The sequence below is a fragment of the Burkholderiales bacterium genome, from assembly GCA_036262035.1.
Taxonomy (GTDB): domain Bacteria; phylum Pseudomonadota; class Gammaproteobacteria; order Burkholderiales; family SG8-41; genus JAQGMV01.
The window spans coordinates 69887-82584 of record DATAJS010000025.1; the positions used below are offsets into that span (position 1 = coordinate 69887).

At 66.7% G+C, this 12698-nt stretch carries 12 protein-coding genes; 7 read left to right on the forward strand and 5 right to left on the reverse strand.

Features of this window, described 5'->3' with window-relative positions; all coding sequences use genetic code 11:
- Position 1 precedes the first annotated feature (1 nt).
- A complete protein-coding gene (locus tag VHP37_25545) occupies positions 2-466 on the reverse strand; it encodes a DUF2917 domain-containing protein (protein ID HEX2829736.1) in 465 nt (154 codons plus the stop codon).
- 97 nt (positions 467-563) lie between these two features.
- Between VHP37_25545 and VHP37_25550 the strand changes: the two genes are divergently transcribed.
- Together VHP37_25550 and VHP37_25555 are read left to right on the forward strand one after the other, a co-directional pair.
- A complete protein-coding gene (locus VHP37_25550; protein ID HEX2829737.1) occupies positions 564-1511 on the forward strand; it encodes a LysR substrate-binding domain-containing protein in 948 nt (315 codons plus the stop codon).
- 62 nt (positions 1512-1573) lie between these two features.
- On the forward strand, positions 1574-2638 hold the full coding sequence (locus tag VHP37_25555; protein HEX2829738.1) for an HD domain-containing phosphohydrolase: 1065 nt from the start codon (positions 1574-1576) through the stop codon (positions 2636-2638).
- Between the two features lie 61 nt (positions 2639-2699).
- On the opposite strand, the gene VHP37_25560 is transcribed toward VHP37_25555, so the two are convergent.
- Positions 2700-3101, reverse strand: a complete 402-nt coding sequence (locus VHP37_25560) for a GxxExxY protein (protein ID HEX2829739.1) — start codon at positions 3099-3101, stop codon at positions 2700-2702.
- Between the two features lie 324 nt (positions 3102-3425).
- Between VHP37_25560 and VHP37_25565 the strand changes: the two genes are divergently transcribed.
- Positions 3426-3665 (forward strand): hypothetical protein, encoded by a 240-nt coding sequence (locus VHP37_25565; protein ID HEX2829740.1) that lies wholly within the window; start codon positions 3426-3428, stop codon positions 3663-3665.
- A 9-nt stretch (positions 3666-3674) separates the two neighbouring features.
- On the opposite strand, the gene VHP37_25570 is transcribed toward VHP37_25565, so the two are convergent.
- Together VHP37_25570 and VHP37_25575 are read right to left on the reverse strand one after the other, a co-directional pair.
- The gene (locus tag VHP37_25570; protein HEX2829741.1) at positions 3675-4634 is read right to left on the reverse strand and encodes a tripartite tricarboxylate transporter substrate binding protein; all 960 of its coding nucleotides are present in this window, start codon (positions 4632-4634) and stop codon (positions 3675-3677) included.
- Positions 4635-4684: 50 nt separating this feature from the next.
- On the reverse strand, positions 4685-5656 hold the full coding sequence (locus tag VHP37_25575) for a tripartite tricarboxylate transporter substrate binding protein (protein HEX2829742.1): 972 nt from the start codon (positions 5654-5656) through the stop codon (positions 4685-4687).
- A gap of 98 nt (positions 5657-5754) precedes the next feature.
- Between VHP37_25575 and VHP37_25580 the strand changes: the two genes are divergently transcribed.
- The 4 genes from VHP37_25580 to VHP37_25595 all read left to right on the forward strand — a co-directional run bounded on the left by VHP37_25580 (position 5755) and on the right by VHP37_25595 (position 11531).
- Positions 5755-6054 (forward strand): hypothetical protein, encoded by a 300-nt coding sequence (locus VHP37_25580; GenBank protein ID HEX2829743.1) that lies wholly within the window; start codon positions 5755-5757, stop codon positions 6052-6054.
- 140 nt (positions 6055-6194) lie between these two features.
- Positions 6195-8228, forward strand: a complete 2034-nt coding sequence (locus tag VHP37_25585) for a transglycosylase domain-containing protein (protein HEX2829744.1) — start codon at positions 6195-6197, stop codon at positions 8226-8228.
- Between the two features lie 296 nt (positions 8229-8524).
- Complete coding sequence (locus VHP37_25590) at positions 8525-10522, forward strand: transglycosylase domain-containing protein (protein HEX2829745.1); 1998 nt, start codon at positions 8525-8527, stop codon at positions 10520-10522.
- Between the two features lie 31 nt (positions 10523-10553).
- Entirely contained in the window at positions 10554-11531 is a 978-nt protein-coding gene (locus tag VHP37_25595) for a tripartite tricarboxylate transporter substrate binding protein (protein HEX2829746.1), read from the forward strand.
- A gap of 4 nt (positions 11532-11535) precedes the next feature.
- Here the strand turns inward: VHP37_25595 and VHP37_25600 are convergent, their stop codons facing one another.
- The gene (locus VHP37_25600) at positions 11536-12654 is read right to left on the reverse strand and encodes a CapA family protein (GenBank protein HEX2829747.1); all 1119 of its coding nucleotides are present in this window, start codon (positions 12652-12654) and stop codon (positions 11536-11538) included.
- Positions 12655-12698 lie beyond the last annotated feature (44 nt).

Sequence of the window (12698 nt, forward strand, 5' to 3'; positions counted from 1 at the left end):
GTCAGTGGCTCCTCACGAAGCCGCGGAACTGGTCAGCCGTTCGTCCTTCGACTTCACTGCCGTCGCGCTCAGGGCGAACGCCGTGCCGCAGCGCGTCGCGCAGCCGTTCCGCCGCGCGCGAAAAGACACTCGCGATATATCTCGCCTTCGCAAGCTCGGCTTCGCGCGTGAGCGCTCTGAGCGAATCGATCGAGACCGTTCCCGGCACGCAGTGCGCAGGCGCTTTGTCGCGGACGAGCGCCACGGCGCCGCCGTCGATCGCACTCAGCACCACGCGGCCGGCGCGGTCGGTGCAGAACGTCGTCCCGGCAGCGAGCACGTGATCGCGCTGGTCGCCTTCCTGCGTGAGCCAGAGCGTGCCGCCGACGCCATGGACCGCCGCACCGGCCGGAAGCTCGACCGAAACGGCCTCGCGCGCCGCGATGGCCAGACGGCTGGCGCTGTTCGCTTGTGACGTGATATTCATGGAACCCTCCATGCTGTGTGCATCGACGAATCCACTATCCGCCCGCGCATGACGTGCGACAAACGATCTTTATGAATCCAGTGCATTCGCGTGACGCATGAGTGACCGCCTGCCTTCGCTCGATCTGCTCAAGGGCTTCGAAGCGGTCGCACGCCATCTGTCGTTCACCAAGGCCGCCGCGGAGCTGTTCGTGACGCAGTCGGCGGTGAGCCGGCAGGTGCGCCAGCTCGAGGCGCATCTGGGCGTGCGCCTTTTCGAGCGCCGCACGCGCGCGGTCGTGCTGACCGAGGCGGGCCATCTGTATTACAGCGAGCTCGCGCCGCTCCTCACTCAGATCGCCGACCTCACGCGCAGGGTCGCGGGCGCACGCGCGGAGATCAGGGTGCGCGTCACCGCCACGCTCACCTTCGCCGGGCTGTGGCTCGTGCCGCGGCTTGCCGAGTTCCAGGAAAGCCATCCGGAGATTCAGGTGCACGTCGTTGCGGACAACGTCGTGCGCGACCTCGTGCGCGACGATTTCGACCTCGCGATCCGCTATTGCAGCGAGGCGATTGCGGGTCCCGGTGCGCTGACGCTGTTCGGCGAGACGCTCACGCCGGTGTGCAGCCCGCAGCTCCTCGCGCGGGCGCCGTTGCGGTCGGTCGAAGACCTCGAGCGCCACGTGCTCATCCACTACAGCGACCTCGAAGGACGCGGGCAATGGCTGTCGTGGGACGCGTTTCTCGCGCGGCTCGACCGCGACGGCGTGCGCGGCAAGGGCGCCGCGCACTTCAGCCACTACGACCAGGCCATACGCGCCGCCCGCGCCGCCCAGGGCGTGGTGCTCGGCCGCCTGCCCGTCATCGACGCGGCGATGGACGAAGGGCTGGTCGCGCCCCTCGCGGGACAGGTCGCGGTCACGGTCAGCGAGCGCGCCTACTGGCTCGTCAGGAATCCGCAACGGGCGCCGACGCCCGAAGTCGGTCTCTTCGTCGACTGGATCACGAAAGAGGCGGCCCGCAGCGCCGCGCCGCGAAAAAACCCGGGGAAAGTCCGCGTCCGCTAAAGTTAGCGCGCCCCGGTGCCGTCAACTTCGGTTACAGGAAATCTGTAGCTGAAGGCATCCCCATGAACATCGTCATGCTCGACGACGAGCGCATCTCCCTCGCCGTCCTCAAAAACCACGTGGGGAAGCTCGAGGACACCCGCGGCCATGCGTTCACGCATCCCACGGACGCGCTCGCCTGGTGTGAGTCGAACGAAGCCGACGTCGTGATCGTCGACTTCCTGATGCACGACATGGACGGTCTCGAGTTCGTGCAGCGCCTCCGTCGCCTTCCCGGCAAGGAGGAGATCCCGATCCTGATGGTCACCGGCTCGCGCGATCGGGTGCTGCGCCATCGCGCGCTCGAATCGGGCATCAACGACTTCCTGACCAAGCCGGTCGACGTCATCGAGCTGCGCGCGCGCCTCAAGAACATGATCGCGCTCCGCGCCAGCCAGAAGAAGCTCATCCAGCGCGCGCGCCAGCTCGCGGTCGAAGCGTTCAAGAGCAGCCAGGCCGCCGCGGACGTCGCCGCCCGCGAGCACGAGGCGCTCATGTGCCTGTCGCTCGCGGCCGAGCGCCGCCAGCCCGAGACGCACGAGCATTTCGTGCGGCTGTCGCTCTATTCGAAGATCATCGGGCTCAGGCTCGGCCTCACCGAAGAAGAAGCCGAGCTGCTGCGTCTTGCCGCGCCGCTGCACGACGTCGGCAAGCTCGGCATCCCCGATCACATCCTGCTCAAGAACGGCAAGCTCACCGACGCCGAGTGGGGCACGATGAAGCAGCACACCCTGATGGGCGCCGAGATCCTCGGCCACGGCGGGTCGGCGATCCTGCGCGCGGGCGCGCAGATCGCGGTGTCCCATCACGAGAAGTTCGACGGCAGCGGCTATCCGTACGGATTGAAAGGCGAGTCGATCCCGCTCTTCGCGCGCATCGTCGCGGTCGCCGACGTCTTCGACGCCCTCACCAGCACCAAGCCCTACAAGCCCGCGTGGGACGTGCCCCGCGCGCTGGCCGTCATCCGCGACAGCAGCGGGACGCAGTTCGACCCGCTGTGCGTGCACGCGTTCTTCGAGGCGATCGACGAGATCCTCGCGGTGCGGGCGCAGCACGCGGATCCCGCGCCCACCGCCGCCGCGGCGTAAAGAAGGTCAAAAGCTTCAACACGGAGGACACGGAGGCGCACGGGGGACACGGAGGAAAACCTTAACCGCCGTGCATGTCCTCCGGTCTGTAGCCGTTGATCACGCGTTTGATCCCGTCACGCAAGTGCGCGGCGTTGAAGTTCAGCAAGAATCCAAGGTGAAATTCGCCTAGCCGAAGGTACGTCAACAGCTGTGCGGCATGCACCGGCAGCAGCTTGTCCACCGCCTTCACCTCGACCACCACACCACCCGCGACGAGCATATCGACTCGATAACCGATATCGAGCACCATATCGTCGTACTTCACCGCCAGCGGCACCTGCAGAACAACGCTCAAGGCTCGCTTCTTCAACTCATAAGCGAGGCAGGCTTCGTAGGCGCTTTCGAGCAAGCCCGGCCCGAGCTTGGTGTGAACCCTTAGCGCACTCGCGACAATCGCTTCGGCTATCGCTTCGTAATCCACGCCAGTCTCCACCATCATTCCCGACCTAACGTGCGAGGCGCGCGCGCTGTTGACGATCTTCCTCCGTGCCCTCCGTGCCCTCCGTGCCCTCCGTGTTCCTCCGTGTTGACGCTTTTTGCCCGGACATCGCCACAGAGTAGCGGATTGTGACTTAAGTCTCTGATTACGTGGGGCCTATCGGCATTGCGGCGCCTCCGACCGGAAAGGACTTTTGCCCTCCAAACGCCGGATTTAGGCCCATGAATGCGTCATATTTCTCACTTTGACATCGGGATATCCGGCTTATCTTCTCGTTGCAGCTTCACCATAACGAGAAGAAAGATCATGAGAACAACGACGATCGATGCGAAGTTGAGTGCGATACGCATGATCAGGGCGGCGTGGTTCGACGAATCGCTGGACGCGGAAGCGCGGGGGGACACCGCTGCCGCGGCGGAAGCGAAGCGCAACGTCGACGCGTGCGACGTGCAGATCCGTCGCATCGAAAAACAGCTCCACCCTCTGCATTCCGGCTACCCGGCGACGATCAAGTCGGCGTTCGGGATGCTGCGGCTGCGCACATAGCGGGAATAATCAGTCCGCTTTGGCGCCGCTGGCCCTGACCACCGGCACCCAGCGCGCGATGTCCTGCTGAACGTGCTTCGTGCACGCCGCGGGCGAGCCTCCATGGGGGTCGAGGCCGAGCGCGGCGAGGCGCTCTTTCACCTGGGTCGACTCGAGCGCCTTCTGCACTTCGGCGTTGAGCTTGTTGACGATGTCGGCCGGCGTGCCGCCCGGCGCCATGAAGAGGTGAAAGCCGGTGACGACGAACCCCGGGACGCCGGATTCGACGAACGTCGGCACGTCGGGCGCAACCGGCGTGCGCTTCGGCCCCGTCGTCGCGATCGCGCGCAGCTTGCCGCTCTTCACGTGCGCGATCGACGAAGCGACGTTGCTGAAGATCGAATCGAGCTCGCCGCTCAGCAGCGCGATCCCGGCCTGTCCCGCGCTCTTGTAAGGCACGTGCACGAGCCTGGTGCCCGTCATCTGCTGGAACAGCACGCCCGCGAGATGGTTCGCACTGCCCGGCCCCGACGAGCCGAACGTGACCTGCCCCGGCCTGGACTTGGCGAGCGCGATGAACTGCTTCGGCGTCTTCACCGGCATCGTCGGGTGCACCGCGAGGAAGTACTGGCCCGAGGTGAGCTGCGCGATGCACGTGAAATCCTTCAGCGGATCGTAGGGGAGCTTGCGCAGCGCCGGGTTGATGGTGAACTCCACCGCCACGTTCATCAGCGTGTAGCCGTCCGGCGGCGACTTCGCGACGAGCTCGCTGCCGATCACCGTCCCGGCGCCGGCGCGGTTGTCGACGATGATCTGCTGCCCCATCTGCTCCGAGAGCCTCGCCGCGAAGAGCCGCCCGACGATGTCGGTGCTGCCGCCCGGCCCGATCGGCACGATGAGACGGATCGGTTTGGCGGGATAGGTGGGTTGTGCGTGCACGGTGACTGCGACCAACGCAGCCGCGGTTGCAAGGGCAATGCGTAACCTCATGACTCCTCCTCGTTATTCTTTCGCACGGTGCGCGCCGGCGCACCGCGCCTTTATCGCGCCTCGACCTTGATCCCGCCGGCCTTGATCACTTTCGTCCACTTCGCGATGTCCGAGCGTATCAGCGCCCGGAATTCGTCCGGCGTGTTGTAGCGGATCTCCGCCCCGACGTGCGCATAGCGCTCCTTCGCCTGCGGCGACGAGAGTATCTGCACGATCGCCTGGTTGACCCGTGTGACGATCGCTTTCGGCGTGTGCGCGGGCGCGAGTATGCCGTTCCAGATCCCCGTTTCGTAGCCCGGCACGCCGGCCTCGCTCATCGTCGGGATATCGGGCGCGAGCCCCGAGCGCGACTTCGACGTGATCGCAAACGCTTTCACCTTCTGCGACTTCACGTGCGCCATGACCGAAGTGAGGCTGGGAAACCCGAGCTGTATCCGGCCCGACACGACGTCGAGGAGCGCGCCCGCGGTGCCTTTGTACGGCACGTGCACGAGCTTGATCCCGGTCATCACTTCGAGCAGCGCCATCGCCAGATGCGCCGGCGAGCCGTTGCCCGACGAGCCCACGTTGAGCTGCGCCGGCTTCGCCTTGGCGAGCGCGATCACCTCTTTCACGTTGTTCGCCGGCACGGCGTTGTTGGCGACGAAGAGCAGCGGCGTGTCGCCGACCAGGCTGATCGGCTCGAAATCGTTGACCGTGTCGTACGGCACTTTCGCATAGAGCGCCGGATTCACGGCGAAGCCGTTCGCGACGAGCATCAGCGTATAACCGTCGGCCGGCGCACGCGCCGTGAGCTCCATGCCGATCATGCCGTTCGCGCCCGGGCGGTTGTCGACCACGAACTGCTTGCCCAGCGTCTCGCCGAGGCGTTCGGCCATGTAGCGCGCCTGGATGTCGGCGTTGCCGCCGGGCGCGTACGGCACGATGAGGCGCACGGGGCGCGCGGGATAGGTCTCGGCGGCGTACAGGGGCAGCGCGAGCGAAGCTGCAAGCGCGACGACGAGCGACGTGATACGGTGCATGGCATCTCCTCGTGTAGTTTAGGGCGGAGCATACCAGCAGCACGTCCCCGGCTACGGATCGAAGCCCGGGTCGGCACACCGTTTGATAGACGACGGTCATGCCCTCGCACAAGCTCAAAAAGATCGCGCACGCGGAGGACCGCGTGACCTTCGACGGTCCTATCGCTCCCGGCACCGGCGACCACGACTATCTCTGCGGCCACTGCACCGCGGTCGTGCTCGAGAGCGTGCACCTGCGGCAGCCGTCGGCCGCGGTATTCCAGTGTCCGCAATGCGGCGCGCTCAACGTCGTCGCTCAGCTCGACAACCCGCCCGACGAGGTCGTCGAGCGCCTGACGCGGTGGTACGGCGATTCCCTGTCGCCGCCGCTGCCGGAGCGGCGCAAGGGCGCGCGATAGTCGGCACTCAGGCCGTGGCACTGCGCCGCGGGACGGTGTAAGACAGTTACTCCCGGCGAAGCGGCGCCCGACCGGGACCGTTTTGTGCTCCAGGGCTCGCGACCGCAACTTCGTAGCTGGTACGAACTCGAACGGCCTGCATGGATTCTCCGTCTCCGGAGTCCCCGCTTCCCGCCGCTGCCGCGCAGCCGCTCCGCGCGCGGCTGAAGCGCTACGCCCGCCGCGCAGGCGTAGCGGTGCCCGCGCTGCTGCTGCTGTACGTCCTCGTCCTCATCCCGTTCACGCCGAGCGTCTCGGATCTCCGCCGCGCGAAGTCGGCGACGCCGTCGGTCGTGATGTCCGCGGACGGCGTGGTGCTCGCGGAATTCAAGCGCAGCGACCGCGAGTGGGTGACGCTCGACAAGATCTCGTCCGCCGTCGTCGACGCGCTGCTCGCGACCGAGGACCGGCGCTTCTACGACCATCACGGCGTCGACGTGTGGCGCACGCTCGGCGCGGCGCTCAGCACGCTCACCGGCAAGGTCGAGGGCGGCTCGACGATCACTCAGCAGCTCGCACGCAACCTCTATCAGGACCAGATCGGCCGCAAGCTCTCGCTCAACCGCAAGGTGAAGGAAGCGATCACCGCACTGAAGATCGAGGCGCTCTACACCAAGCGCGAGATCCTCGAGACCTATCTCAACTCGGTGCCGTTCCTCTACAACGCGTTCGGCATCGAGATGGCCGCGCGCACCTACTTCGACAAGTCCGCGGCAGAGCTCAACGTGCTCGAGTCCGCCACGCTCGTCGGCATGCTCAAGGCGACGAGCGCGATGAACCCGGTGCGCAATCCCGAGCGTGCGATCGCACGGCGCAACCTCGTGCTCGACCAGATGGTGAAGGCCGGGAAGCTCTCATCCGCGCAGGGCGCCGATCTCTCGCGGCGTCCGCTCAAGCTCAACTTCGAGCGCCAGACCGTGCCGGCGAGCGTCGTGCCGCACATCGTGCGCCACCTGCACGACTGGCTGCTCGACTGGACGGGGCAGCGCGACCGCTATCTCTATTTCGACGGTCTCGTCGTCCGCACCACCATCGATTCGCGCATCCAGGACGCCGCGAACAAGGCGGTCGTGCACCAGCTCAACGCACTGCAAAAGCTCGCGGGCAAGCGCGACGTGCTCCAGGCGGGCTTCATGGCGATGGACCCGCGCAACGGTTACGTGCGCGCGTGGGTGGGCAGCCGCGACCCCGCGAAAGAGGAGTTCGACCACGTGAGCCAGGCGAGGCGCCTGCCCGGGTCGGTGTTCAAGCCTTTCGTGTACGCCGCGGCATTCACCGCGGGGCTGCGCCCGACGATGACGCTGATCGACGCGCCGCCGATCATCCCGATCGAAGGCGGCGGCGTATGGATGCCGAAGGACGTCGGGGCGGCGTCGTACCAGGCGCTGACGCTGCGCGAAGGATTGATCTACTCCAAGAACTCGATCACCGCGCAGCTCATGCCGATGGTGGGCATCAAGCGCGTGGTGCACCTCGCCTACGCCATGGGCATACGGCAGAGCAAGCTCGAGCCGGTGCTTTCGCTCGCGCTCGGCACGAGCCCCGTCACGCTGCGCGAGATCGTCGGCTCGTACTCGACGATCGCCAACGGCGGCAACTACATCGAACCGACGATCGTCACGCGCATCGAGGACCGCCAGGGCCGCGTGCTCGCCGAGTTCGGCCCGCAGCGCGAGACCGTGCCCGCGATGTCGAACCAGCAGGCGCTGGAGCTCGTCGACGCGCTGCGCGGCGTCGTCTCGCAAGGGACCGGCCGCGCGATCCGCAAGCGCTACCGCATCACCGCCGACGTCGCCGGGAAGACCGGCACCACTCAGAAGAACACCGACGCGTGGTTCGTCATGATGCATCCCCAGCTCGTCGCCGGCGCGCGCGTCGGCTTCAACCAGGAGCACACGATGGGGGCATGGGGCACCGGCGCCCGCAGCGCGCTGCCGATCGTCGGCGAAGTGTTCAAGCAGGCGCTCGCGAAGGAGTGGATCGACCCGCAGGCGCGCTTCGGCACGCCGCGCCCCGCAGCACGTCCGGCGCACTACGGCAGCACCGATCCCATCGCCGACTCGCCGCTGGTGCGCGACCTCTTCGGCGGCGCGCGACAGCAGGTGCAGGAGTTCTTCAGGAAGCCGGCGGAGTAGGCGTGTGTCGTGCGCCACGAGATCGCCACGGCCGCTTAAGCGGCCTCGCGATGACGACCAAGACTGTCATTGCGACGAGCGCAAGCGACGAAGCAATCCCGAGGCGCTCGGCCTTCTCCCACTGTAAATGCCCGTGCATCGCAACAGTACCTTGCGCCGCAAGCTTGGCGGTACCGGTATAGTCCGCTCCTGCGCCCCCTTTCCCCATGTCCGCCCCGCCCTCACCGCGTGAGCCGTCGCACGCTTCGTATCCCAGCCGCCTGCTAGCCGAGTTCCGGCGGTATCCGATCCGCTCGGTGCTGCTCGGGCTGCCGGTGCTCTTCCTGGTGTACGTGCTCATCCTGATCCCGTTCACGCCGGGCATCGGCGACCTGCGCAAGCAGAAATCGGCCACACCGTCGGTGATGATGTCGTCGGACGGCGTCGCGCTGACCGAATTCAGGCGCATGAACCGCCAGTGGGTGCCGCTGGAGAAGATCGCGCCGGTCGTCGTCGACGCGCTGCTCGCGACCGAGGACGTGCGCTTCTACGAGCATCACGGCATCGATTTCCGGCGCACGATCGGCGCGCTGCTGAAGACCGCATCGGGCGATCTGCAGGGCGGCTCGACGCTCACGCAGCAGCTCGCGCGCAACCTCTATCCGGAAGAGATCGGCCGCTCCGCGACGCTCAACCGCAAGATGAAGGAAGCGATCACCGCGCTCAAGATCGAGTCGCTGTACACCAAGCGCGAGATCCTCGAGACCTACCTCAACACCGTGCCGTTCCTCTTCAATGCGTTCGGCATCGAGATGGCGGCGCGCACGTACTTCGACAAGACCGCGGAAGAGCTCAACGTGCTCGAAGCCGCGACGCTCGTCGGCATGCTCAAGGGAACGAGCGCTTTCAATCCGGTGCTCAATCCGGAGCGCGCCAAGACCCGCCGCAACCTCGTGCTCGCGCAGATGGCGAAATACGGGAAGCTCCCGCAGGACCAGGTGGCGAAGCTCGGCAAGCGCCCGCTCAAGCTCGACTTCGAGCGCGTCGCGGACTCGCCCGGCCCCGCGCCGCACATCGCGCAATACATCCGCCGCTGGCTGATCGACTGGGCGGACAAGAACGATTACGACATCTACTCCGACGGTCTCGTCGTGCGCACCACGCTGGACTCGCGGCTCCAGGACGCGGCGAACAAAGCGGTCGCGAAGCAGTTGAAGAGCCTCGAGCCGCTCGCGAACGGCGCGCGCAAGCGCGCGGGCGACGATTCGGCGCTCCAGGCCGGCTTCATGGCGATGGACCCGCGCAACGGCCACGTGCTCGCGTGGGTCGGCAGCCGCGATTTCGCGACCGAGCAGTTCGATCATGTGGCGCAGGCGCGCCGCCAGCCCGGCTCGGCGTTCAAGCCGTTCGTCTACGGCGCCGCTTTCCTGATGGGCATGAAGCCGACGACGACGTTCGTCGACGAGCCGGTGAGCATCCGCATCCCGGGCAGCGGCGTGTGGCAGCCCGAGGACGTCTCGCCGCCGTCGTACGCGGCGATGACGCTGCGCTCGGCGCTGACGTACTCCAAGAACACCATTACCGCGCAGGTCATGGAGAAAGTGGGGCCGGAGCGCGTCATCAAGCTCGCACAGGCGCTGGGCGTCAAATACAGCAAGCTCGAGCCGGTGCTGTCGCTCGCGCTCGGCACGAGCCCCGTCACGCTGCGCGAGATGGTCACGGCGTACGGCGCGATCGCCAACGAAGGCCACTACATCGAACCGATGCTCGTCACCCGCATCGAAGACCGCAAGGGACGCGTCGTCGCCGAGTTCGCGCCCGAGGCCGAAGACGTGAACGCGATGCCGCGCTCGACCTCGCTCGAGCTCGTCAACGTGATGCGGGGCGTCGTCGACGAAGGCACCGGTGTGGCGATCCGCTATCGCTACGGTCTCACCGCCGACCTCGCCGGCAAGACCGGGACGACGCAGGAGAACACCGACGGCTGGTTCCTCATGATGCACCCGCAGCTCGTCGCGGGCGCGCGCGTGGGCTTCAACGACAAGCTCACGATGGGCTCGTGGGGACAGGGCGCGCGCAGCGCGCTGCCGATCGTCGGCGAAGTCTTCCAGCAGGCGCTGAACAAAGGCTGGATCGACGCCAAAGCCGAGTTCGCGGTCCCGCGCCCGGTGCGCAGGCCGCGCGAGCCGGAGAACGACCCCCAGTGGGGCGGCTCCGAAGTGATCCAGGGGATCGTGCGCGACATCGGCAAGTTCCTGCGCGGCGAGAACATCGGCCCGCCGCCCGATCCTTCGGCGGGGCAGAGCCAGCCGTAGCGGCCGATTCATCCGCCTTAGAATGTCCCGGATGTGCCCCCATCCGAGACTCTTCGCGTCGCTAACGTTCCTCGCGCTCTTCAGCCTTCCCGCGATCGCAGCGACTCCCGCCTACCCCGACCGTCCGATTCGCCTGATCGTGCCGTACGCACCCGGCGGCAATGTCGACATCACCGCGCGCACCGTCGCACCCGGGATGTCCGAAGCGCTCGGCCAGCAGGTCGTCATCGACAATCGCGGCGGCGCCGGTGGACGCATCGGCACCGCGATGGCCGCGAAGGCGCCGGCCGACGGCTACACCCTCGTGCTCGGCGCGAACGGTGTGTTCGTCGTGCAGCCTGCCTTCGTCGACGACATCGAATACAAGCCGCTGCGCGACTTCGTCTTCACGTCGCCGATCAGCCTCATGCCCGGCGTGCTCGTCGTCCATCCTTCGGTTCCCGTTCGCACGGTGAAGGACCTCATCGCCCTCGCGACCGCGCGTCCGAACACCCTGCTCATGGCTTCGGCCGGCGTCGGATCCAACGTGCACCTGACGGGTGAGCTCTTCCAGTCGATGGCGAAGGTGAAGTTCGTACACGTTCCGTATAAAGGCGGCGGCGCTTCTTCCGCAGACCTCATCGGCGGCCAGGTGCACCTGTCGTTCGAACCGATCAGCACGCCGATCGCTCACATCCGCAGCGGCAAGCTGCGCGCGGTCGCGGTGACTTCTCGCACCCGTGCGGTGGCGTTTCCGAACCTGCCGACGATCGACGAGTCGGGCGTGCCGGGCTTCGAATCGACGACCTCGACCGCGATCGCGATGCCCGCGGCCACGCCGAAGGATGTCGTGCAGAAGCTCCGCGATGCGCTCAGCGGCGCGCTCGACAAGCCGGGCGTGCGTCAGACCTTCGAGAAATCCGGCGGCCAGCTCTTCAGGAGCACGCCGGATGAGTTCGTGCGCAAGCTCCAGGAAGAGCATGCGCGATGGGTGCGGATACGGAAGGAGACCGGCATCCGCATCGAGTAGCGCGTTACGGCGTCTCCACCACGACTTCGTTGCCTTCGACGCGGAACCGGTGGGGATGCTGGTCCGACACCCACTCGGTGAACTTCACGATCTCCGCGAACTTCGGATCGTCCGGCGCCACCACGTAAGGCTGTGCGCGCCGGTTGATGTACGCCGGGAGGAACGACACGCGCTCGACGCCCTTCCTGCTCATCACGATCTTCGGCACCATCGTCATGCGGCAGTGCTGCGGGAAGAAGTAGCGCCCCTCGGGCGGCAGGCACTCGGGCTCGATCTGGTGCCAGATGAGGTTCCAGTCGTACGTGCCCTGCGCCGACTTGGGCGCGCCGGTCGTCATGAAGTTGCCGATGCTATAGAAGCAGATCTTCCCCTTGTAGCTTTCGACCGCCTTGATCGAGTGCGCGTGGTGGCCGATGATGAGATCGGCGCCCGCATCGATCGCCGCATGCGCGATCGGCGGCTGGTAGGTGCAGATCGTCTTCGCGACGAGCCGCAGTCCCCAGTGGATGGTCACGAGCACCACGTCGGCTTGCTGCTTCGCTTTCCGGATGTCCGCCTTCAGCGCCTCGAGGTCTTCCTCGTGCGGCGTGCTGACGATCCGCGGCGGTGAGCCGGGCTGGAACTCTTCCGGCACGTAATGCGTATGGGCGCGCATCGGCGCGACACCGGCTTTGCCCTTGCCCGCCGCCTGGCCGTCGCGCAGCACCGAGCAATACGCGAGGATCGCGACCTTCACACTCTTCTTCTCGATGATCGCGGGCGCGCGCGCTTCTTCCGCGTCGCGGCCGGCGCCGATCACGGTCTTGCCCATTCCGCGGAAGAGCTCGACGGTGTCCAGCAGCGCATCCGGGCCCCAGTCCATCGCGTGATTGCTCGCGAGCGACACGACGTCGATGCCCGCCGCGTTCCAGACGCCGGCCATGCGCGGATGCAGGCGGCTGTGCTGCCCGCCCGGCCCGTAGGTGAATTGCGGCTCGATGCCGCGCTGCGAATAGACGCGCTCGCACTGGCCGAGGCGGATGTCGGCCTGGCTCAATACCGGCGCGATCAGCTCCGCGAACTCCTCGGTCGGTTCGTAGACCGGGCCGATGTCGCCGCCGGTCATGAGGGTGACTGTTTGCATTGTTGCCATCGAATCCTCGCTTTCCCGACACGTCATTCCGGACC

Excerpts from the sequence above, each read along its gene's own strand:
- VHP37_25580 (HEX2829743.1), top strand. The coding sequence starts at position 5,755 with ATGCCCTCGCACAAGCTCAAAAAGATCGCGCACGCGGAGGACCGCGTG.
- VHP37_25570 (HEX2829741.1), bottom strand. The coding sequence starts at position 4,634 with ATGAGGTTACGCATTGCCCTTGCAACCGCGGCTGCGTTGGTCGCAGTC.
- VHP37_25555 (HEX2829738.1), top strand. The coding sequence starts at position 1,574 with ATGAACATCGTCATGCTCGACGACGAGCGCATCTCCCTCGCCGTCCTC.
- VHP37_25575 (HEX2829742.1), bottom strand. The coding sequence starts at position 5,656 with ATGCACCGTATCACGTCGCTCGTCGTCGCGCTTGCAGCTTCGCTCGCG.
- VHP37_25585 (HEX2829744.1), top strand. The coding sequence starts at position 6,195 with ATGGATTCTCCGTCTCCGGAGTCCCCGCTTCCCGCCGCTGCCGCGCAG.
- VHP37_25600 (HEX2829747.1), bottom strand. The coding sequence starts at position 12,654 with ATGCAAACAGTCACCCTCATGACCGGCGGCGACATCGGCCCGGTCTAC.
- VHP37_25595 (HEX2829746.1), top strand. The coding sequence starts at position 10,554 with ATGTGCCCCCATCCGAGACTCTTCGCGTCGCTAACGTTCCTCGCGCTC.
- VHP37_25545 (HEX2829736.1), bottom strand. The coding sequence starts at position 466 with ATGAATATCACGTCACAAGCGAACAGCGCCAGCCGTCTGGCCATCGCG.
- VHP37_25550 (HEX2829737.1), top strand. The coding sequence starts at position 564 with ATGAGTGACCGCCTGCCTTCGCTCGATCTGCTCAAGGGCTTCGAAGCG.
- VHP37_25565 (HEX2829740.1), top strand. The coding sequence starts at position 3,426 with ATGAGAACAACGACGATCGATGCGAAGTTGAGTGCGATACGCATGATC.